Origin of the sequence: Vibrio sp. Isolate33 (assembly GCF_022397895.1) — a bacterium.
GTDB lineage: Bacteria > Pseudomonadota > Gammaproteobacteria > Enterobacterales > Vibrionaceae > Vibrio > Vibrio pomeroyi.
This window is the reverse complement of record NZ_JAKEUP010000027.1, coordinates 25,583-46,762: the sequence shown is the minus strand read 5'-3', so window position 1 is coordinate 46,762 and position 21,180 is coordinate 25,583. Positions and strand designations below refer to the sequence as shown.

The 21,180-nt window shown below is 45.2% G+C and carries 18 protein-coding genes; 9 read left to right on the top strand and 9 right to left on the bottom strand.

What is annotated here, in order from left to right:
- Nucleotides 1-167: 167 nt before the first annotated feature.
- From L1D37_RS22695 to L1D37_RS22680, 4 genes are all read right to left on the bottom strand, one after another.
- Entirely contained in the window at nucleotides 168-524 is a 357-nt protein-coding gene (locus tag L1D37_RS22695; RefSeq protein WP_017633399.1) for a DUF2799 domain-containing protein, read from the bottom strand.
- Between the two features lie 81 nt (nucleotides 525-605).
- Nucleotides 606-962 carry a gamma-glutamylcyclotransferase gene (locus L1D37_RS22690; protein WP_239849230.1) on the bottom strand — a complete coding sequence of 119 codons (357 nt, stop codon included), beginning with the start codon at nucleotides 960-962 and terminating at the stop codon, nucleotides 606-608.
- A gap of 87 nt (nucleotides 963-1,049) precedes the next feature.
- On the bottom strand, nucleotides 1,050-4,808 hold the full coding sequence (locus tag L1D37_RS22685; protein WP_239849229.1) for a translocation/assembly module TamB domain-containing protein: 3,759 nt from the start codon (nucleotides 4,806-4,808) through the stop codon (nucleotides 1,050-1,052).
- Nucleotides 4,805-6,517 carry an autotransporter assembly complex family protein gene (locus L1D37_RS22680; protein WP_239849228.1) on the bottom strand — a complete coding sequence of 571 codons (1,713 nt, stop codon included), beginning with the start codon at nucleotides 6,515-6,517 and terminating at the stop codon, nucleotides 4,805-4,807. The genes L1D37_RS22685 and L1D37_RS22680 overlap by 4 nt, the downstream gene beginning before the upstream one ends.
- A 195-nt stretch (nucleotides 6,518-6,712) precedes the next feature.
- Between L1D37_RS22680 and msrA the strand changes: the two genes are divergently transcribed.
- On the top strand, nucleotides 6,713-7,342 hold the full coding sequence (gene msrA / locus L1D37_RS22675; RefSeq protein WP_239849227.1) for a peptide-methionine (S)-S-oxide reductase MsrA: 630 nt from the start codon (nucleotides 6,713-6,715) through the stop codon (nucleotides 7,340-7,342).
- A 129-nt stretch (nucleotides 7,343-7,471) separates the two neighbouring features.
- Here the strand turns inward: msrA and L1D37_RS22670 are convergent, their stop codons facing one another.
- Nucleotides 7,472-7,672, bottom strand: coding sequence for a DUF1107 family protein (locus L1D37_RS22670; protein WP_017632273.1), 201 nt, complete (start codon nucleotides 7,670-7,672; stop codon nucleotides 7,472-7,474).
- Between the two features lie 252 nt (nucleotides 7,673-7,924).
- Between L1D37_RS22670 and L1D37_RS22665 the strand changes: the two genes are divergently transcribed.
- The 7 genes from L1D37_RS22665 (at nucleotide 7,925) to L1D37_RS22635 (ending at nucleotide 13,605) form a co-directional block, all read left to right on the top strand.
- Entirely contained in the window at nucleotides 7,925-8,476 is a 552-nt protein-coding gene (locus L1D37_RS22665) for a YtfJ family protein (protein WP_239849226.1), read from the top strand.
- A gap of 90 nt (nucleotides 8,477-8,566) precedes the next feature.
- Complete coding sequence (locus L1D37_RS22660; RefSeq protein WP_176680494.1) at nucleotides 8,567-8,857, top strand: DUF2607 family protein; 291 nt, start codon at nucleotides 8,567-8,569, stop codon at nucleotides 8,855-8,857.
- A gap of 42 nt (nucleotides 8,858-8,899) precedes the next feature.
- Nucleotides 8,900-9,622, top strand: a complete 723-nt coding sequence (locus tag L1D37_RS22655; protein WP_239849225.1) for a DUF2796 domain-containing protein — start codon at nucleotides 8,900-8,902, stop codon at nucleotides 9,620-9,622.
- Between the two features lie 140 nt (nucleotides 9,623-9,762).
- The gene (locus tag L1D37_RS22650; RefSeq protein WP_239849224.1) at nucleotides 9,763-10,479 is read left to right on the top strand and encodes an ABC transporter ATP-binding protein; all 717 of its coding nucleotides are present in this window, start codon (nucleotides 9,763-9,765) and stop codon (nucleotides 10,477-10,479) included.
- Nucleotides 10,476-11,735: an FtsX-like permease family protein gene (locus tag L1D37_RS22645; RefSeq protein ID WP_239849223.1), complete on the top strand. Its 1,260-nt coding sequence runs from the start codon at nucleotides 10,476-10,478 to the stop codon at nucleotides 11,733-11,735. Before L1D37_RS22650 ends, L1D37_RS22645 begins: the two co-directional genes overlap by 4 nt.
- 14 nt (nucleotides 11,736-11,749) lie before the next feature.
- Nucleotides 11,750-12,265 carry a DUF3299 domain-containing protein gene (locus L1D37_RS22640; protein WP_017632266.1) on the top strand — a complete coding sequence of 172 codons (516 nt, stop codon included), beginning with the start codon at nucleotides 11,750-11,752 and terminating at the stop codon, nucleotides 12,263-12,265.
- Nucleotides 12,266-12,696: 431 nt separating this feature from the next.
- On the top strand, nucleotides 12,697-13,605 hold the full coding sequence (locus L1D37_RS22635; protein WP_176680498.1) for a TIGR03899 family protein: 909 nt from the start codon (nucleotides 12,697-12,699) through the stop codon (nucleotides 13,603-13,605).
- A 156-nt stretch (nucleotides 13,606-13,761) separates the two neighbouring features.
- On the opposite strand, the gene cysC is transcribed toward L1D37_RS22635, so the two are convergent.
- The 4 genes from cysC to cysD all read right to left on the bottom strand — a co-directional run bounded on the left by cysC (nucleotide 13,762) and on the right by cysD (nucleotide 18,590).
- Entirely contained in the window at nucleotides 13,762-14,382 is a 621-nt protein-coding gene (gene cysC, locus L1D37_RS22630; RefSeq protein ID WP_176680499.1) for an adenylyl-sulfate kinase, read from the bottom strand.
- Between the two features lie 24 nt (nucleotides 14,383-14,406).
- Nucleotides 14,407-16,131, bottom strand: coding sequence for an SLC13 family permease (locus tag L1D37_RS22625; RefSeq protein WP_017632263.1), 1,725 nt, complete (start codon nucleotides 16,129-16,131; stop codon nucleotides 14,407-14,409).
- A 65-nt stretch (nucleotides 16,132-16,196) separates the two neighbouring features.
- Nucleotides 16,197-17,627, bottom strand: coding sequence for a sulfate adenylyltransferase subunit CysN (cysN, locus tag L1D37_RS22620; protein ID WP_048662155.1), 1,431 nt, complete (start codon nucleotides 17,625-17,627; stop codon nucleotides 16,197-16,199).
- A gap of 18 nt (nucleotides 17,628-17,645) precedes the next feature.
- Nucleotides 17,646-18,590 carry a sulfate adenylyltransferase subunit CysD gene (gene cysD, locus L1D37_RS22615; RefSeq protein WP_258166798.1) on the bottom strand — a complete coding sequence of 315 codons (945 nt, stop codon included), beginning with the start codon at nucleotides 18,588-18,590 and terminating at the stop codon, nucleotides 17,646-17,648.
- Nucleotides 18,591-19,004: 414 nt separating this feature from the next.
- Here cysD and L1D37_RS22610 point away from each other — a divergent pair, with 414 nt between their 5' ends.
- Nucleotides 19,005-20,981: a bifunctional 2',3'-cyclic-nucleotide 2'-phosphodiesterase/3'-nucleotidase gene (locus L1D37_RS22610; protein WP_239849222.1), complete on the top strand. Its 1,977-nt coding sequence runs from the start codon at nucleotides 19,005-19,007 to the stop codon at nucleotides 20,979-20,981.
- Nucleotides 20,982-21,180: the final 199 nt, after the last annotated feature.

The window sequence follows — 21,180 nt, the reverse complement described above, 5'->3', positions numbered from 1 at the left end:
CTAGTAAAAGAGTCTATAAGTACCTATAACAATATGAGGCCGCACCTTAGTCTCAGGATGAAAACTCCAAATGAGGTGCATGAAAAAAGCCAACAGCTGACGCTGTTGGCTTAGTAGAAATACTGTCAACGTATTTTAGGACGAGACACAATTAACTGTTCGTCAGATTATCGAATATCAAACTTCGATTCCGCGCCTCTTTCATAGTTGAAGCGGAACCATTTATCGACATCGTCACAAATACCAAGGTAAGTCTCACCACGGCGTCCTAGCGCTCTTGGGTTTTGAGAACAATACTGAGTTTTACCCACTTCATAACCTTGGCCATAAGCGGCATATAAGTCTGCATCAATTGATGGTGAAGACGCGGCTTCAGCCAAACTTGCTTCAGTCTGTTTGGTTTTTCCTTTTAGCGCCATTTCTTCGCCAAAGCTCTGCCAATCGGTTGTGTTCATTGACGTTGGTGGCGGAGTTTGCGCACAACCAAATAACATTACTGATAGCACCAATAATAGATATTTCATAATTTCCTCCTGATGGAAAAGACTAGCCTGTACATTGAGACTTTTAGCTATTACGTCAGAATGCTTCCAGTAGTTCATTCACTATAGCGGGTTGCTCCGCTTACACCAGTTACCCGAAAGTATTTCTTTATTAGCTGTTAGATCAAGCTGATACAAATATACCCATGCTAATCCAAATATAGTCTCTATTTGCTCGCGACGATACTCAACAGGTACATCTTCTAGCCGATCGAGCGACTCCAAAATTTCGTCGTTAATGATATAGACCTCGCCAGCGACACTTTTCTTTCCAGAAATCATCGCCGGATAGGCACCTAAATCAAAAAGGGCAAACGACCCTGGTGTATCGAAGCGCCCCAACAACTCGCAATCCTGCAAATAGTGGTGATTGGATTGACCTTGTCTCAAGGTGCCATAGACGAACACAAGATGCTGCATAACCCCTCCATAGGACATTCATTTCGGCAATTCGATGAACGGCTAAACACTCTCGACCTAAACCGCTCTATTCGGAATCAAACTGTTCTACTCGAACTCAAACTGATAGAGGAGGTCTACCGCACTGTCTAAGCCCGATACGGCTTCAACGTAGAGATCCTGCATTAATCGATAACGAACGGTAAACTCACCCAACGAGTTAAAGATACCCACACCATACTTCACCTGTAAGCCTGGCAGAATGTAACCACTTACCGTGACTTGTGAGTCATCGCCAGAACCTGCGGTATCCAGTTGTAGATCTTGTACACCAAATGCTTCACCGATTTCGCCAACAACCTTACCGCTCTTCGCTAAGCTCAAACCAATTAAGGTCGTTGTCATCGAACCGTTCGACTCACCATCAATATCTTGGCCACGTAAAATATAAGATAGCGCGTTGGCTTGCGGCATTGCAGGGTCAGAATAAATCTCAATCGTCGGCTCTGTCGCTGGGCCTGTCACTCGAATACCAGCGGTCACGTCATCCTGAGTGTTGTCAGGGTTACGTATCGCGTTGATCGCTACGTATGGCTGATCCGGTGGACCATTCATTAGAATCTTACCTTCTTCGATCAACAGGTCTTGTCCGAATGATTGGTAAGTACCATCGACGATGTTTACCTCACCGGTGATAAATGGACCTTGGTCTTTTTGAGCGACATTAAGTTTACCCACCAGCTCACCTTCAAGGCCGAAAGCAGACAGTTTAAAGTCATCACCAATGGAGATATTAATATTGGTCATCACATTAAATGGAATCGTGTCTTCATTCTCTGGCTCAAGATCTTTATTCAAGATAACTTGATCAGAAGAGACGCCGACCGCTGACGGTGGTAAGTCTTCGACAACAATACGTCCCCATGGCAATGCGATATCACCAGTGATTTTTGCAAGCTCAGGCGTAACATCAATGGTCATGTCAGGAACCACCTTGACCTTGACCATCGGCGGTATATCAACCATCAACTCATCAGCAAACACTCTCACGTTCGAGTGCCATGCTTGAAGATCCTGCCAATCCCCTGAGCCTTCAATATCAAGGTGACCATCTGGCGTTTCCACATTGGCATCCAGCTTCGCGCTATAACCATCAAAATCGAGATCAATACGGCCGTCTTTAACATCAACAGGTGTGACATCACCTTTAACTTGAATGCCATCAACAGAGAACTGACCAAAGACTTGAGGATGCATCAAAGAACCTTTTACCTGTAGGTCACTCTCCAGATCGGCCTTCAACAGACTGTATTCGCCGAGGATTGGCTGTAAGAAGTCCAAATGGAAAGTTGTCAGCTTAATTGCCGCATCGACCATTTTGTCTTCAGCAAGAATGTCCGGTAACGACACCGTACCAGACAGGTCACCATTGTCGGAAACATCGAGCTTAAAGTCGGCGTTCAGTTGGTTGTCTTTCAACTGTGCATTTAATGCAACACTTTCCCAACCGAGTGTGATTGGCTCGCCAACTTGTTGAACAACCTGACCTTTCGGCATATCAACGCTTACCGTCACCTCAGGTTCACCTTGTTCCAACCATTTGGCATGAGCGGTCGCATTCACTAAGCCCTGCAATTGCGTCTCTTTAGGTACAAAGGCTTTAATTTGCTCGAAGTCGAATTGGTTAATCGCGAGTTTAGCCTCACCCGATTTCCCGGCTCGAATATCTTCATCCAAACACACGCTCGAACCCGATTGCTTCCAACAGTGTGCTTGAACGTCGGCATACTGCTTATCGACATCCGCCTTAATCGCAACAGGTTGGTCTAATACCCACGGCCCCTGCTGAGTGGTGATTTTGACTCTGTCTAACGAGCCATCCCAAATCAGAGAAGGTTTCTGAATTAACTGACCAGAAATCGCCAAACTTGTCGACACGATGTCGGATATCACATCAAGTGTTACGGTATGCTTCTTCTCACCGCCATTCACTGTTAAATCGATACTTTCAACGCTTTGATCTTGGTAGGTTAAGTTCTTCGCTTTTAATACAAGGTCAGCTTGAGCTTCCGGTAATGGCAGTGGAACTACAGAGCCATTAAGTGATAACGACTCAAGTGTTGCCTCGCTATTCCAATCAATCTTATCGACATTTAAAGCTAGGTCGACTTCAGGTTCGTTCGTTGGGCCGCTAAGTTGGATGTTACCAATCACTCTACCTTTCAACTCAGGAACACTTCGTGCGAGATCAGGGAAGAAGATATCAACGCCCATGTCCCATTGTTTATCAAGCTCACCCAGCGCCTTAATCGAGTTCACCCCGTGAGCCAAGCTCAAGCCGCTGGTTTTCAGTTTAGGTTCACCACTCGCGCTGCGATCCGACGCTGACAACTGGCCTTCGATATCCAGAGGGTATTCTCTCAAGATCCCTTCAATATCCAACTTAGGCAGCTCAATTGCCCAACCGCCCGCTTCGGTCAACTCACCAGAAGTAACGATGCTGCCGCTAATGTTACCTTCAGCTTCTGGCCATTGCAGACCTGGCTGAATATCCTTCAACGTCACATCGGCTTGCCAGTTAACAAGCTTCTTCCAGTTCGCTTTAACCACACCATTGAGTTCACCACCCAGCGTGTTCAGTTTTAAGCGCTCAAGTTCAATCTGTTCTGTGGTGCCCTTTCCCTCTAGGTCTATGGTTAAGGCCGGTATCTCCTTACCATCCGCTTCACCTTTAAGCTGCACATTAAAGCCATCTAATGAGCCGTCGGCTTTGAATTTTTCAATTGCAGCTTGGTAATCACTTTTACCTGAAAGAGGCCATTGCGCTTGACCATCTTCTAAAAGAAGGTCAAATGGCAGAGTCGGCTCTAAAGGTTGAAGTTCTCCAGAGAGCTTTGCTTCTATCAAGTCAGAAAACTGCGAATCGAGCTGTAGCTTAGCCACGCTGCCTTCTGCTTTCAGTGATAACTTCTGACCCGCAAGATCGGTTTCTTTCACTAATGCATCTAAAGAAAGCTCTAATGGGTAGCCGTCTTTAAGCTCAACTTTAGCCGCAAGGTTTGCACTTGCTTGTGGCATATCGAGTTCAAGAGTGGAAACTTCGACCGTATTTTCGCCCGCTCGAGCTTCAAGTCCAAGGTGGTTTACCACAATCGGAGTTTCTTGTTCTAAGGTGAAACGATTGAGGTCAAAACGCTCCAGAACAACCTGTAACGGAATCCAGACTTCAGGCAGTTCAATCGCTGTTTTAACAGCTGCTTCTGGTTCTGCCGTTTCATCTGGAGATTCTTCAGTCGACTCTGCGAGCTTAACTTTCAGATCATTGAATAAGGTTGGCGATACCGTCAGCTTTTCACCCTGCATACTCAACGCCGTTGAAAACAAACCCCATTCAATCTCATGCCCCAAGATATTCAGTTTGATATCAGACAAAGCAATACGGTTGATCACGATTGGTAGCGGCGTTTTCACCGATGTCACTGGCGGAGTCGGTTCAGTTTCTTCTTCAGAGGCTGGAGGTAATTCCGTAAATGCGAAGTCCAAACCTTGAATCGCTAAGCGGTCGACACATAACTTAGGATCGAGTAAACAGCGAGGATTAATAGCCAAGTTCAGCTTTTGAACCTTGGTATCGATATGCAAGCTATCATCTTTAAACTGAACGTTATTAAGCGTGAAACTTGGGAACAGAGCCCCTTTGGTGCTCTCCACTTTCAGTTGTGGCAATGCTTTTTCAGCGCCCCATAGCACTGTGTTCAACCCTGGATTGGTGAACAATACAAAACCGAGCAGGGCTATCAACAACAGCAAAATAGACGTCAATGAAATCGACGTCCACTTAATGCATTTGCCCATCACTTTGATCATAATTCTGGCCCTAAACTAAAGTGCAGTTGGAACTCATCGCCTTTCTTCGCATCTAGACCCCAAGCAAAATCTAAACTCACAGGACCGACAGGCGATGCCCAACGAACCCCGACGCCAGTGCCGCGTTTCCAATCTGGCTTATCATTAAATGCATCACCGATATCGTAGAAAGCTGCGCCCCACCAATTTCCAACTAAGCGGTATTGGTATTCAAATGAGCTGGTAGCAAGGAATTTTGCACCTGTTAATGCGTCACTTTCATCACGAGGAGAGATGGATTCATAACCATAACCACGAATGCTGTTATCACCACCAGCAAAGAACCTCAGCGAGGGTGACAGCTTTTCAAATTCATCGGCAAAGTTACCGCCAAATTGAAGTCGAGTTAAGCCACGATGATTATTACCAATGCTTCGGATCCATGCCGTTTGCCCTTGGAAACGCACCACCTTGGTTTCAGACAACAAGGTGTCATCACCCGCTTCAAGCATGATGGTTTGCTTATCGCCCCACATAGGCATAGAACCACCACGCGTTCGAGTTCGTGAGAAAGAGATGCCCGGCAATACGAATTGCGCCAAGTCATCTTGCAAACCTTGCTCATAGTTTTCGACCAAGTATCGAATGAACACAGTACGTTGCCAGCCATTATCCAAACGCCAATATCTTTCTAAGGCTAAGTTCGACTCCAAACTTTTGGTATCACGGTTGTCTAGATTCTTCATTCCGTACTTAATTTGATAATAGTCATTAAGCACGTCGTCCAACGGGATTTTGTAGGCTGCGGTAATCGTCTGCTCAGGTTTGGAGATCGATAAGCTGCTATTGAAGCTATGGCCTTGAGCGTTAACCCAAGGTTTTTTCCATTTGAGGGTACCTTTAACACCAAGGTCGGTTGATACACCGATACCCGTTTCGATTTGGTTACGCGCTTGCGGAGCCAGGCTCACCTTCATCGGAATTTCACGACCTTCACCGAGCTGGCTTAAGTCGGGTTCAACAAACACCGAAGAGAACCAATCCGTATTAGACAGGTTTTGGTTGTACTCACCGACTTTGGTGATGGAGTAAGGTTCGCCATCCTCAAAGGGTTTAAGCGATTGCACTCTATCGTCTTCGATTTGGCTACCGGTAACCTGTGTGGTGCCAAAGTGATAACGGATACCACTGTTATAATGAAGGCGCACATAAGCACGGTTTAACTCAGGGGCAACCTCGAGTTTGCTGACCTCATACGAACCATCAAAATAGCCTTTCGCTAATCCAAGGTTACGTATCGACGATTTTAAGGAATCATAGTTACCGTGATTCAGGATTGAACCTTTAGACAAGTTGCTCTTAGCGATCAACGCCAGAAAGTCGGGATCGTCTTCAGCTTCACCACTCAGCACAATATCTGAAGTATAAATAAGAACAGGCTCCCCCTTCTCAACCGTAACGGTCAATTCGGTGTCGTCTTCAGAGTGAGTGAAAGTGATCGTCGGTTGGTAGTAGCCTAACGCATTCAACGCTTCTTTTATCATAGATTCCACGCGAGATTGGAACCTTAGAGAAACGGCATACTCTTCTTCAGGGACTGCACTCAGATAAGCATCAACATTATCCTCAAGCGCTCCATCTAGCCCTTTAATTTCAAGGGAAACGTCAGCGAAAGCGAGCGTCGATGACAGTAGAGTGCCAATCAGAACTGGTAAAGTTTTTCTTATCATGTTTAATTGGTGAAGAAGTTATCAATACGTTAATAAGTGAAAAGAAATAATACCGCTAAAAAGGCATTGAGTCTGTAATAAATCTGGTAATAACGCGGTCTAATTTAAAGACTTAATCAATATAAACCAACAGTTAATATGAGCCTACCGTTCATAAAAGCCAACGCGGTAAACGTATGCGAAAAGGAATATAACATGCTAAACAAACAACAACTGGTTTCTGCAGCAACCGCATTACTGGGAAATGCTGACCCAATCCGAATTACTGAGCGCCACTTCGTCAATCAAACTGACTTACTCGATGCTCCGACAGGTTCCCAACAAGAAGTCCTGCTTGGTATGGGGTGCTTCTGGGGAGCTGAGCGTTTGTTTTGGCAATTAGATGGCGTGATTTCAACATCCGTTGGCTACGCGGGCGGATACACAGTCAACCCAACTTATGAGCAAGTGTGTACAGGCCAAACTGGCCACACTGAAGTCGTTCGTGTCATTTTCGATAGCGAACAAACCTCTTTAGCTCGAATACTAGAGACTTTCTGGGAACGTCATGACCCAACTCAAGGCATGCGCCAAGGCAACGACTTGGGAACTCAATACCGCTCCGCTATCTACACTTTCAGCGAAGAACAACAGTCTATTGCCGAGCACTCTAGACAAGAATATCAAAGAGCAATGACTGAATCTTTAGGCAACGAGATCACGACGGAAGTTCTACCTGCGGGAAAATATTTTTTTGCTGAAACCTACCACCAGCAATACCTAGCTAAAAACCCTAACGGTTACTGCGGACTAGGTGGTACGGGGGTTTGCTTCCCGCCACAATAGAGGGCATTTAGGCACCTTATCTCAAACGATATCCATTAAAAAAGGGCTTCCATTAGGAAGCCCTTTTCGTTGTTAATCTATTTGAAGCAAGACCAATCAATAAAGCTCAGTTATTTACTACGATTGGTATTACATAGGCAGAGCAGCAATCGTGCCGTTCACTTCTTTAAAAATAGTAAGCTTTTGTTTGTCTGACACTTCAGGAAGAAGCACCTTGCCGTGGTCGAAGCGAAACTCTCCAACACCTTCGATGGCAAACTGGCCCTTGAACAGGACTTTAACGAAACGCGCCACCTGATGTGGGCGGTAAGTAGAAAATTTTCTTAACATAATACAACCTCAATTCCATTTGAGTACTACAGTCACGCACCTGAACATCACCGCATTCAAAGCACATTTAATCGCTAATTCCTTTAGCAAACAGCAAGATAATCTATTGTTCATCTTGATATTGATGCATTATACCTTTTGGTAACAAGCCTGCAACTTATTTCTACATCGTACGATAAAAAAGTTAAAGAGGCATTTTTCAAATTTCATATTATACTTCCAGTGCAAACCAATAAGCGGAACAAAAATATAATGAAAAACAAAACTCTACTGGCTTTTCTAGCCGCAGCCTCTCCACTCTTCGCCAATGCCCACAATCTATCTGTAGGTTCAACTCTACCTGCTGTCGATGTTAGCAACTATGGTGAAATCGTTCTAAACGACGGTAATACCGGATATCAAGCTTGGGCAACCAGCAATCTCCTAGGTAAAGTTCGTGTCGTTCAAGCTATCGCTGGCCGTAGCAGCTCTAAAGAGCTCAACGCACCATTGATGGCAGCCATCACAGCATCGAAGTTCTCAGAAGACAGCTATCAAACCACCACCATCATCAACCAAGATGATGCTATCTGGGGTACGGGTTCTTTTGTTAAATCGTCAGCAGAAAGCAGCAAAGAAGAATTTCCATGGTCTTCTATGGTGTTAGACGAAGATGGCAGCGTTGCTTCATCTTGGGCTCTGAAAGAAGAGAGCTCAGCGATTATCGTTCAGGACAAACAAGGAAAAATCTTGTTTGTTAAAGAAGGTGCGCTTAACGAATCAGAGGTCACGCAAGTCATTGAATTGATTAAAGCGAGTCTTTAATCAGATATTCACCTCTTTTTCGAGACCTTATCAAAGGATATTGTTATATTGTAACAGTATCCTTTTTTTATTCTGTGGTTAATCATCCTCATGTGGCAAGACACACCCAACAATGTGAAACGCAAAACAGGCTTCTTGCTTGGGCTGATGCTCATGCTAAGCGTGTTAGCCGCAACACACATGGTGGATATTGACCCAGAGCACCATACCTCGCATCACTGTGAGCTGTTTTCGATAAATCAGTTCATTACTGCGCACTCGCTGCCACAAGTTCCAGAGTTTCATTCAGAGTTTACTGCCGTTATCACAGAGTCAGTAACCTCACTACAGCGCCTCTATTTCGCCTATCTAGCGCGCTCTCCTCCTGTCAAAAACACTTAATTACCACTACTTTTTAATTAACCTTTATTCAGGAAACAAAACATGAAACCTTCTATTTTAGCCGTTGTTATCGGCATGACTGTCTCTACTAATGTTCTAGCAAACGAAGAATTCCGCTCTCATGGTGCACACGTACATGGTCAAGTTGAAGTAAACATCGCTCAAGATGGACAAGAACTGCTTGTTGAAGTAACAGCGCCAGGTGCCGATGTGGTTGGCTTTGAACATGCTCCAGAAACCGATGAGCAAAAGAAAGTGTTTGAGCGAGCTATCGCACAACTGAACAAGCCAGACGAGCTGTTTAGCTTTAACAATGCGAGCTGTACTCTGAAATTTAAATCAGTGACTAACACGCTAGAAGGCGATCATGATGATCATGAAGGCCACGACCACGCTGAACACGGTCATGATGACCACGAAGGCCATGACCATGCTGAACACGATCATGACGACCACAAAGACCATGACCATGCTGAGCACGATCATGACGACCACAAAGACCATGACCACGCTGAGCACGATCATGACGACCACGAAGGTCACGACCACCACGACCATGAAGGCCATGACCACTCAGAAGGTGGCCACGGTGAGTTCACTGTTGAGTACCACTATGAATGTTCAGACGTTGCTAAGCTAGACACAGTTAGCACTCAGTGGTTCTCTAAGTTCAACAACACTGAAAAAATGACGGTGAACCTACTAACAGACACTGCTCAAGTGCAAGAAGTACTTAACGCGGAGCGTATTAGTTTCCGATTCTAATCACGCCTAGATCGGATTAAACGTAAATAAGCAGCCAAGTAAGTACCTACTTACTTGGCTGTTCAAATCGGTGTGCTCTAGGGAATTTATGCTGCTAATTGCTGTCCAGTAGATACACCGCTTTAATTATTGGAGCTCGCATGTCTTCTGACAGTTCATCACTTGTGGTCAAACTCGAAAATATTAGCTTTCGTTGGAAGCCAGAATTACCACCAACACTAGAGATCCCTTCTCTGCACATCCAAGCTCAAGAGCACCTTTTCATAAAAGGACCAAGTGGTTGTGGCAAATCAACATTGTTAGGCCTGCTGACTGGAATCAACCAAGCCGAACAAGGTGAAATCTCTATCTTAGGCCAAGACCTGACTCAGCTTACACCTCGTCAAAGAGACAAATTCAGAGCCGACCACATAGGTTATATCTTCCAACAATTTAACCTGCTTCCTTACCTATCAGTCATCGACAACGTGACGCTTCCTTGCCAGTTCTCAACTATTCGCAAGCAACAAGTCACAGAAAGTAAGAACAGCCTGCAAGCCACTGCTCAAGACCTATTGTTGCGACTAAAGCTGCCTCAAGCCCTAATGGATAAACCTGTTACTGAGCTGAGTATTGGCCAACAACAACGTGTCGCCGCGGCTCGTGCCCTCATCGGCCAACCTAAAATTATCATTGCAGATGAACCAACATCCGCATTGGATCATGACAACCGAGAAGCTTTTATCGAACTGTTGCTAGAACAAGCCAACCAAGCAGGTTCTACTCTCATCTTTGTGAGTCACGATCCAACACTCGAAAAATTGTTCACTCGAACCATAGATTTAAAAACCGTTAACCAAGCTAAGGTTGTCGTATGAAAGTAATTACTCACTTAGCCTTAAAAAGCGTACTCAATCGTAAAGCCACTGCCATTCTGACTATTCTTACCGTGGCGGTGTCTGTCATTCTATTGCTCGGTGTTGAGCGCGTGAGAACCGAAGCCAAGAGCAGCTTTGCGAATACTATTTCAGGTACTGATCTGATCGTCGGTGGCCGTTCTGGCCAGGTAAACCTTCTGCTCTACTCTGTATTTCGAATCGGTAATGCGACCAACAATATCGACTGGAAAAGCTATCAAGAATTTAGCCAACATAACGCAGTAAAGTGGGCGATCCCTATTTCACTGGGCGACTCTCACAAAGGCTTTCGCGTGATGGGTACCAACCATAGCTACTTTGAAAACTATCGCTATGGAAGTAAGCAGTTACTTACCTTCCAACAAGGTAAAGAGTTTGAGCAGCTGTTTGATGTGGTGATTGGTGCCGATGTCGCGAAGAAACTGGATTACACAATCGGTGACCAAATCATTCTTGCACACGGTATCAGTGATGTGGCGTTCAGCCGTCACGATAACCTGCCCTTCAAGATTGTCGGGATACTCGCACCAACCGGAACGCCGGTAGACAAAACTGTACACGTATCATTAGAGGCAATCGAAGCGATTCACGTTGGCTGGGAGTCGGGTGCTAATTTAGGCCACACACCAGATGCCGAAACCTTGAAGACCTACGATTTCCAGCCTCAGCAAATCACCGCAATGATGCTTGGACTGAACTCGAAGATTCAAACCTTTGCACTGCAAAGAGAAATCAACAACTACCGCCAAGAACCGTTGAGCGCAATTATGCCGGGCATTGCTCTGCATGAATTATGGGGCATGATGGCCGTAGCAGAACAAGCATTGCTGATTGTTTCAGGATTTGTTGTGGTCGCCGGTTTACTGGGGATGCTAAGTAGTCTACTAACGAGCTTGCAAGAAAGACGTCGCGAGATGGCTATTCTGCGTGCGATGGGGGCAAGACCTCGTCATGTGTTTGGTCTATTGATTAGTGAAGCCAGTGCCCTGACCTTCTTAGGCATTACATTGGGCGTAGCCGTGTTGTTTGCTCTGATCGCAGTAGTTGCTCCTATTGTGCAACAAAGTTATGGTATCAACATATCGATATCCGCAATCACACCGCATGAGTGGAAACTGCTTATGTTGGTACAAGTTGCCGGAATCATTATCGGCTTTATTCCCGCTTTCAGGGCTTACCGTCAGTCGTTATCTGATGGCATGACTATTCGAATCTAAAACAGGAACCTACGATGCAACGCAAATTCCTACTGATACTTGGGCTACTTATGTTCCCATTTATCAGCACAGCTCACGCTGACACCACTCAGAATGAGGAATCGGTATTAACACTCGAATGGATTGACTTAATTCCAGAATCAGAGCGCGCTCAACTAGATTCGTTTGGTATGCCGATGGTAGACCACAACAGCATGGAAAAACCTCAGCAATCGACACTTGGTGCGGTTCGCCCTGAGTTAAACGGCAGCAAGGTTAAGATCCCGGGCTTTGTGATTCCATTGGAAGGCGATGAGAACATGATCACTGAGTTTCTGTTGGTGCCATACTTTGGCGCATGTATCCACGTGCCGCCACCGCCACCAAACCAGATTATCTACGTGAAGTTCCCGCAAGGTGCACCCATTCAGCAACTATGGGATGTGATCTATTTGGTCGGTACGCTGAAAACAGAATCGATCAGTCACGACTTAGCTCAGACTGGTTATCTTATTGAAGGTACTGCGATAGAAGAATATGACGACATGTAGTCATTAGAAGGGTGGCTCAAGGATGAGCTGCCGTCACTGAATAAAAGATATCATTCAATAACAGTTTAATAACGATATTGTTTGACTAGATTACGCGATGTAATTAGACAAATAAGCTAGAACAGCTACATAAGTAACGAGTAATAACCCTATGCTAAGCTGTTTCTTCAGCTTGTTATCATTGACTTGATTCATAACTCCTCCTTGAGAATTACAACAAATTTAACATTTTATTATCATTAGCAAAAGTAAAATTTTGTTGAAGTCTTCAACTCTGCACGCAAAATCTAGCCACCAATCAGATAAAGAGTTACATTTTAGACAGTTATATCAATCACAGTAAGTAAGTGTTCAGAAATGGCGTTGCAACAAGCTAGGGCGAGCAATGAATAACTACGATTGGTATTAAGTCACATCCTAACGGAACTCTTATGTCAGAAACCAAACAGCCAGTGATCATTGAGCATGCTAGCGACACACAGCATAAGCATGAGAAAAAACCTCATATTGCCGACAGTGCCAGTCGAATGCTGCACATTGCCCAAAGCTTCGGTTTAGATTCCTTAATCAGTCATAGCGAGAAAGCGAACGATAAAGCCGCTAGCACACTGATTGAGCGAGCGTTATTACGAGAGAAGAAACGCAAGGAATTACGCCAAAAGAACTTAGAGCAGATCCTGAAACTGGCACACTCTTCATGTAAAGATGAAGCGGCTGGAGACCCAGATCAGGACTGGCTGTACCGCTTTTTCGATATGGCGCAAGAGATCCACAATACCTCGATGCAAAGACTATGGGCTCAGGTGTTGAAAAGAGAAGTCACCAATCCAGGCTCGACTTCGATGAAGGCACTGCAAATCTTAAAAGACATGACGCCAAAGGAAGCACTGACCTTACAAAGAGCGGCTTCATTAGGCTGCAGTTTTGGTAGTGATAACAGCAGGAAGCTATTACTTGGATTTAAATCCCATGCTGGACTGTTCAGCTTTGGTAAGAGAGACACCACCAACACCATCAACCTTGGTGGGCATAACCTGCCCTACTCCAGCCTACTCCACTTAATTGAACTCGGCATTATTCTGGGTACAGAGTTAGAGTCTGGTGAGATTGATTTCGACCCAGCACTGCACCTGACCTATCAAGGTAAGAGCATGTCACTGGCGCCGATATCCAAAGGAGTGAAGTTGGTTTACTACCGCTTCAGCCCAACAGGCAACGAACTGTGTACCTTACTTGGCAACAAACCCAACATGCAGTACTACGACCAGTTGATTGCGCTATTGAGCCAAAAATTCACGGTGCAGACAGAAGTGAAAAGCAGTGTGAACTACACCGTCTAGATAATAGAGTCTGGGAAATAGACGGTGTGAAAGTATTGAGAAGAATGAAGATAATCTAGAGGATAGGTTTCTTGTCTCGGTAAACCAAGGCTGTGCTATTTATCCGTTGGCAATAAACAGATAAATAGCTGAGCAGCCTTAGTCATACCAGCGATCTCAATTGGCTAAAATATTACGCTTCTCTAAAGCATCAATACACAGTTCGACCAACTCATCGAGCGTCTTCTCACCCGCAGGTAGATCTATCTCTGGATTCTGTGGCGCCTCGTAAGCTGAGCTAATACCCGTGAAGTTCGGGATTTCTCCAGCGCGTGCTTTCTTATACAAACCTTTAGGGTCACGTTGTTCACATACCTCAAGTGGTGTGTTCACAAACACCTCAAGAAACTCACCTTCCGGCAGTAAATCACGTACCAACTGTCTTTCCGCTTGGTGAGGAGAAATAAACGCTGACAACACGATCAAGCCTGCATCCGCCATCAATTTAGCGAGCTCACCGATACGACGAATATTCTCTCTACGGTCTTGCTCAGAAAAGCCAAGGTCGCTACATAAGCCATGACGCACATTGTCACCATCCAATAAGTAAGTATGGTAACCAAGCTGTGCCAAGCGATTTTCTAATGCTCCAGCGACTGTCGACTTCCCAGAACCAGACAACCCCGTGAACCAGAGCACGGCTGGTTTTTGTGATTTCAGATTAGAGCGAAATGCTTTATCAATCGAGTGTTGATGCCACACAACATTCTCATCTTTTGGTTTGAGTACTGCGGTCATAATTAGTCCTTTAAATAAACAGCATTAAAATGGGAAAAAGTAAGGAATTAGGGTCAGTACCAAGCCCGAGTAAACAATCGAGATTGGGATACCGATACGTAGATAATCCGTGAGGTGGTAATTACCTACGCTATAAACAAGTAAGTTGGTTTGGTAGCCGTATGGCGAAATGAAGCTAGCACTCGCACCAAACAAAACCGCCATAATGAACGGCATTGGGTCGACGCCATAACCTACCGCCATGCTGTAGCCGATAGGAAATGAAAGCGCTGCAGCCGCATTATTAGTAACCAGTTCGGTCAACACCAAGGTCATGAAATAGGTCGCGACTAATGCCCCGAATACACCCCAACCATTAAAGGCTTCCATGAACATCAACCCCATACGTTCAGACAAGCCCGATGAAATCATCAGTTGAGCAATAGATAGGGCTGAGCCAACAATCACCACAATATCAACCGGAAAACGGCGACGAAGTTCACCAAGCTGCACCACACCAAATGCCACCAGCAATAGTAAGAAGCCTGCGAGCCCTTTGATAATCGGCACGACATCAACAAGCGCTAAACCAATCACGCTAGCAAAACCCAATAACACTAATGTCGATTTGTCAGCATCAAGCTTGGCACTCGAATCCAAGTCATTCATCAACACAAACTCTTTGTTGTGTTGCTGACGTTGCTCTTCAAAACGCTTACCAGGTACTAAAATTAAGGTGTCACCAGCAGTCAGTGTGATATTTCCAAGACCACCTTCAAGGCGTTCATGACCACGACGAATCGCGACTACAACTGCATCGAAACGGTCTCTAAACTGACTGGTTTTCAAGGTTTTATTACAGAAGCTTGCCGATGAGCTCACCACCACTTCGACAAAACTCTGACCGTTCAAATGGTGTTGACCAAACAGGGTTAAGCCTTGAATTTCTTGCAACGTTGCAACACTCTCTACATCACCACAAAACAGCAGTCGGTCACGAGCTTGCAGTATAAAGTCAGGGTCAATCGACGCGGTTGTTTTACCGTCGCGAATCACTTCCGCTAAGAACAGTTTTCTCAATGCTCTTAGGTTGTTCTCACTCACACTGCGGCCAACTAACGGAGAGCCTGGCTCAACTCTGGCTTCTAAGAAGTAAGGTAGATCATCTTGAGATCCATCATCGTAGCTTGGTAGAAAGTAGCTAAGAGGAATCAGGATCAACACGCCGCCGACCAAAACCGCTAAACCGATCAAGGTGGGTGTGAAAAAGTTCAAGCTCGGCAGTCCAGCATCTTCAACAAAGCTATTGATGATCAAGTTGGTTGAGGTGCCGATCAATGTCAGTGTTCCACCCAAGATGGCGGCGTATGACAAAGGTATAAGTAACTTAGATGGCGCGTGCTGTTGATTACGTTTGATCGCCCCGATCAAAGAGACAACCACTGCCGTATTATTAGTAAAAGAAGAAAGTAGCGCTGTGGAAATACCCAACTTCGCAACCACTGTGCCTAGCCGACCTTCAGAGATATTGCGGCTAACCCAGCTGATTAAGCGAGTTTTCTCCAACGCACTTGATGCGAGGATAAGAAGAATTAAAGTCAGTAACGATGAGTTAGTGAAGTTATTGGCTAGGCTCGATAGATCGATCATGCCGCCCATAAAAGCAATGAACGCCGCGCCAGCAAAGATAAAGCTTGGCTTAATACGGGTAACGAGCAGGCAAGTAATGATGCCGAGCAAAATCGCTAATACAAATCCTTGTTGCCACATATACCCGTCCTTTATGGCGGAAACGGTCGGTTTCCGCCTGATTCAATAAGCTGTTACTTAGCCGTTTATGACTTCAGTAGTTGGCTTAAATCTTTGGCATCCCAATGAGGGAAGTGTTTGCGAACCAATGCGTTGAACTCAAGTTCAAATGCAGAGAAGTTACCGACTTGCTGTTCAACAGAGTCCAAACGGTCTCGAATCAAACCCGCGCCAACTGTCACGTTAGTTAGACGGTCGATCACGATGAAGCCACCGGTATCGGCACTTTCACGATATTTATCCAGCGCGACAGTCTCGTTCAATGACCATTCACACAAGCCAATGCCATTCAGTGGCAACTCATCAACCGCGTGGGTCGACAGGTTGTTGATGTCATACTGGTGACGAACGGTTTCAACCTGACCAACAGTTTTCTTGCCTGCGATCTTAATGTCGTAAGCTTTGCCCGGTTGCAGTGGTTGCTCAGTCATCCACACGATGTCAGCCAATACGTGGTTGGTAGATTCAATCTGAGCGTTTTCCAACACAATCAAATCACCACGGCTGATATCGATCTCATCTTCAAGGGTCAGCGTTACCGCCAAGCCCGCTTGCGCAGATTCCAAGTCACCATCAAAAGTCACGATACGTGCAACCTTAGACGTTTTGCCTGACGGCAGCGCCTTGATTTCATCACCAACACTCACACGGCCAGAAGCCACTGTGCCTGCAAAGCCACGGAAATCTAAGTTTGGGCGATTCACATACTGCACTGGGAAACGGAATTCACCCGCAGAACGCTTTTGATCAATGTCGACGTTCTCTAACACTTCTAGTAGAGATGGGCCTTCGAACCATGCTAGCTCTTTGCTTGGTGCAGCAACGTTGATGCCTTCAAGCGCCGAAACTGGCAGGATCTGAATGTTAGTTTCGCCTTCTAGGTTTTCAGCAAACTCTAGGTATTCATCACGAATCTCTTCAAAACGATCTTGAGAATATTCCACAAGATCCATCTTGTTGACTGCAACGATGAAATGCTTCAAACCAAGCAGGTTAGAAATAAACGAGTGACGACGCGTTTGATCCAGAACGCCCTTACGAGCATCAATCAAGATCACAGCCAGATCACACGTTGAAGCGCCTGTTGCCATGTTGCGCGTGTACTGCTCATGCCCTGGGGTATCAGCAATAATGAATTTACGTTTTTGTGTCGAGAAGTAGCGGTAAGCTACGTCGATCGTGATGCCTTGCTCACGTTCAGCCTGCAAGCCATCAACAAGCAGTGCCAAATCAGGCTTCTCACCTGTCGTACCCACTCGTTGGCTATCCGAGTGAACTGCGGCTAGCTGATCTTCATAAATCTGTTTTGTATCATGGAGCAAGCGACCGATTAACGTACTTTTACCGTCATCTACTGAGCCACAAGTTAAAAATCTAAGCATAGATTTATGCTGATGCTGACTTAGATAACCTTCAATCCCTAGTTCAGCCAATTCGGCTTCTACTGCACTATTCATTTTTCTTTCCTTAGATTCTTAGAAATAACCTTGGCGCTTTTTCAGCTCCATTGAGCCAGACTGATCATGGTCAATCGCTCGACCTTGACGCTCACTAGACGTCGCCACCAGCATCTCTTCAATAATGCCTGTTAGCGTATTCGCCTCAGATTCAACCGCTCCGGTTAGTGGGTAACAGCCTAAAGTACGAAAACGAACGCTTTTCTCTTCAATCACTTCACCTTCTTGCAACTCCATACGGTCATCATCAACCATGATCAGCATGCCATCACGCTCAACAACCGGGCGCTTGTCTGAAAGGTAAAGTGGAACAATATCGATGCTCTCTAGATAGATGTATTGCCAGATATCCAGTTCAGTCCAGTTTGATAGAGGGAATACACGGATGCTTTCGCCCTTGTTAACCTGACCGTTATAAGTGTGCCAAAGCTCTGGACGCTGGTTCTTTGGATCCCATGTGTGGTTCTTATCTCGGAAAGAGTAAACACGCTCTTTCGCTCGAGATTTCTCTTCATCACGACGAGCACCACCAAAGGCAGCATCGAACCCATACTTGTTTAACGCCTGCTTAAGACCCTGAGTTTTCATGATGTCGGTGTGCTTAGAAGAACCGTGCACAAATGGGCTACAACCCATCGCTAGACCTTCAGGGTTCTTATGTACCAAAAGGTCAAAACCATACTTCTTGGCTGTGCGGTCACGGAACTCAATCATCTCGCGGAATTTCCAATCCGTATCAACGTGTAGCAGTGGGAATGGAATCTTGCCTGGGTAAAACGCTTTGCGAGCTAAATGAAGCATCACAGAAGAATCTTTACCGATGGAGTACATCATTACTGGGTTATCAAACTCAGCCGCTACTTCACGGATAATATGAATACTTTCCGCTTCTAGCTGTTTTAGGTGGGTTAAACGTTCTTGGTCCATTTCAGTGCTTCCTTTAAGGCTCGCGTTACGAGCAATTCATTACTTGGTCTTGCCAAGCAAGGGATTTAACTCATCCACTTCAGTGAATGGGAGTATTGGCACTAGAAGAAAACAGAAGCTTCGTTTTGAGCTATCCTTGCTATTCATCTGCCTGATACGTCCTTGATATAGGCATTATGACGAGCCTCTCATATTACTGGAAATTCTAAAATTTCATTTTTTATTCGAAAAGCTGATAAGGGATTAAATTTATAGATAAGCGGGTGAAATGAATGGACTAATCTTATCGATTTCAATTGTGCATTGATTGAGCAGGTTTGGGAGGCGTCTTGCAGAACACCATAAAGTAATCGATCTAAGTCACGAATTAACATTCGTTGTAATCATTGTTTCATTCCATTTTGTTACATTACGCAACGAATTTTCTACTATCCACTTTGGAGCTACAAAATGAAAGTTGCAATGAAACCTTTATCATTGGCTGTACTTGCAGGTCTTGGTCTGACTCTAGCAGGCTGCACAACAACACCAGATACCGATGAAGTGATTAAACTGCGTGTCGTAGAGACAACGGACATCCATACCAACCTAATGGATTACGACTACTACAAAGACAAGCCATCGAAGAAAATTGGCTTAGCACGTACTGCAACTTTAGTAAAAGAAGCTCAAAGCGAAGTAACAAACAGCGTATTAGTTGATAACGGTGACTTGCTGCAAGGTAGCCCAATGGGTGACTACATGGCAGACAAAGGCATCGTTGCAGGTGAAGTTCACCCGGCATACAAAGCAATGAACCAACTAAGCTACGATGCAGCGAACATCGGTAACCACGAATTCAACTACGGTCTTGAGTTCCTAGAAGAGTCTATCAACGACGCTGATTTCCCATACATCAGTGCTAACGTTTACGACGCAGAAACGAAAGAACACTACTTCACGCCTTACATCATCAAGACACACACGTTTGAAGATACAGCTGGCGTAGAGCATGAGATCAAAGTGGGTTACATCGGTTTCGTTCCACCACAAATCATGACGTGGGATAAGAAGAACCTTGAAGGTAAAGTGACGGCTCGCGACATCATTGAAACTGCGAACGAGTTAGTGCCTCAAATGAAGGCTGAAGGTGCAGACGTTATCGTTGCAATCCCTCACTCTGGCGTATCTCAAGACCCATACAAAGCGGGTGAAGAAAACTCTACGCTTTACCTTTCTGAAGTAGAAGGCATAGATGCTATCGCATTCGGTCACTCTCACGCGGTATTCCCAGGTAAAGGCTTCGACAATATCCAAGGCGTTGACAACGAAAACGGAACCATGAACGGTGTTGCGGCAGTCATGCCAGGTCGTTGGGGTAGCCACGTAGGTGTTATGGACCTAACACTTGCACAAAAAGACGGGAAGTGGGAAGTGGTTAAAGGCCAATCTGAAGCACGCCCTATCTACGACAAGATCGAGAAGAAATCGCTTGCTGCAGCTGATGAAGGCATCGTAACTGCACTAGAAAAAGACCACGCAGGTACTCGTGAGTTTGTTAACCAACCAATTGGTAAAGCAGACGATGTGATGTACAGCTTCCTGTCTCTAGTACAAGACGATCCAACAGTACAGATTGTTAACCTTGCACAGAAAGATTACGTTGAGCAATTCATCCAAGGTGACCCAGACCTAGATGGTACTCCAGTACTTTCAGCAGCGGCACCGTTCAAAGCGGGCGGCCGTAAGAATGACCCAGCAAACTTCACTGAAGTTGAATCTGGTCAACTGACATTCCGTAACGCAGCTGACTTGTACCTATACCCGAATACGCTAGTTGCGATGAAGGTAACCGGTCACGAAGTAAAAGAGTGGCTTGAGTGTTCTGCTGGTCAATTCAACCAGATCGACGTGAACTCAACAGCACCACAGCAGCTGATCGAGTGGGATAACTTCCGTACTTACAACTTCGATGTTATCGACGGTGTGGATTACCAAATCGACGTAACTCAACCTGCAAAATACGATGCAAACTGTAAAGTGGTTAACCCTGACTCACAGCGTATTGTTGGTCTAACTTACCAAGGTAAGCCAATCGACATGAAGCAAGACTTCCTGATCGCGACCAACAACTACCGTGCATACAGTGCTAAGTTCCCAGGTACAGGTGAAGACTTCATCGCATTTGATGCACCAGATGAGAACCGCACTGTACTTGCAAACTACATCTCTCGCGTAAGCAAAGAGCAAGGTCAAGTGAGCCCAACGGCTGACAACAACTGGTCATTCGCACCAATCAAAACGGATAAAAAGCTAGATATCCGCTTTGAAACATCACCAAGTGAGAAAGCGGCACAGTTCATCAAAGAGAAGGGTCAATACCCAATGAAACGTGTTGCGACTGACGATGTTGGTTTCGGCGTTTACCAAATTGACCTAACTAAATAGATTGCTTAAGTAATCAATAGTTAACCTTCTAAAAGGCTGAGTTTAACGACTCAGCCTTTTTCTTTTCTCGTCTAAATTCACAGCTTAAAGCCTTAGCTTTCGAGCCTCAAACACCAGTTCATTCTTCATCTAAATCGCACACCTCAAGCCACCCATTAAATCCAATCAACGTAAAAAAGCAGCAATTCGCTGTAAGTTT

Bases quoted from the DNA above. Each gene is read 5' to 3' on its own strand.
- L1D37_RS22635 (WP_176680498.1), top strand. From the start codon at position 12,697: ATGTCAGAAACCAAACAGCCAGTGATCATTGAGCATGCTAGCGACACA.
- L1D37_RS22685 (WP_239849229.1), bottom strand. From the start codon at position 4,808: ATGATCAAAGTGATGGGCAAATGCATTAAGTGGACGTCGATTTCATTG.
- msrA (WP_239849227.1), top strand. From the start codon at position 6,713: ATGCTAAACAAACAACAACTGGTTTCTGCAGCAACCGCATTACTGGGA.
- L1D37_RS22665 (WP_239849226.1), top strand. From the start codon at position 7,925: ATGAAAAACAAAACTCTACTGGCTTTTCTAGCCGCAGCCTCTCCACTC.
- cysN (WP_048662155.1), bottom strand. From the start codon at position 17,627: ATGAATAGTGCAGTAGAAGCCGAATTGGCTGAACTAGGGATTGAAGGT.
- L1D37_RS22690 (WP_239849230.1), bottom strand. From the start codon at position 962: ATGCAGCATCTTGTGTTCGTCTATGGCACCTTGAGACAAGGTCAATCC.
- L1D37_RS22680 (WP_239849228.1), bottom strand. From the start codon at position 6,517: ATGATAAGAAAAACTTTACCAGTTCTGATTGGCACTCTACTGTCATCG.
- L1D37_RS22640 (WP_017632266.1), top strand. From the start codon at position 11,750: ATGCAACGCAAATTCCTACTGATACTTGGGCTACTTATGTTCCCATTT.
- L1D37_RS22625 (WP_017632263.1), bottom strand. From the start codon at position 16,131: ATGTGGCAACAAGGATTTGTATTAGCGATTTTGCTCGGCATCATTACT.
- L1D37_RS22670 (WP_017632273.1), bottom strand. From the start codon at position 7,672: ATGTTAAGAAAATTTTCTACTTACCGCCCACATCAGGTGGCGCGTTTC.
- L1D37_RS22650 (WP_239849224.1), top strand. From the start codon at position 9,763: ATGTCTTCTGACAGTTCATCACTTGTGGTCAAACTCGAAAATATTAGC.
- L1D37_RS22645 (WP_239849223.1), top strand. From the start codon at position 10,476: ATGAAAGTAATTACTCACTTAGCCTTAAAAAGCGTACTCAATCGTAAA.
- L1D37_RS22660 (WP_176680494.1), top strand. From the start codon at position 8,567: ATGTGGCAAGACACACCCAACAATGTGAAACGCAAAACAGGCTTCTTG.
- L1D37_RS22655 (WP_239849225.1), top strand. From the start codon at position 8,900: ATGAAACCTTCTATTTTAGCCGTTGTTATCGGCATGACTGTCTCTACT.
- L1D37_RS22695 (WP_017633399.1), bottom strand. From the start codon at position 524: ATGAAATATCTATTATTGGTGCTATCAGTAATGTTATTTGGTTGTGCG.
- L1D37_RS22610 (WP_239849222.1), top strand. From the start codon at position 19,005: ATGAAAGTTGCAATGAAACCTTTATCATTGGCTGTACTTGCAGGTCTT.
- cysC (WP_176680499.1), bottom strand. From the start codon at position 14,382: ATGACCGCAGTACTCAAACCAAAAGATGAGAATGTTGTGTGGCATCAA.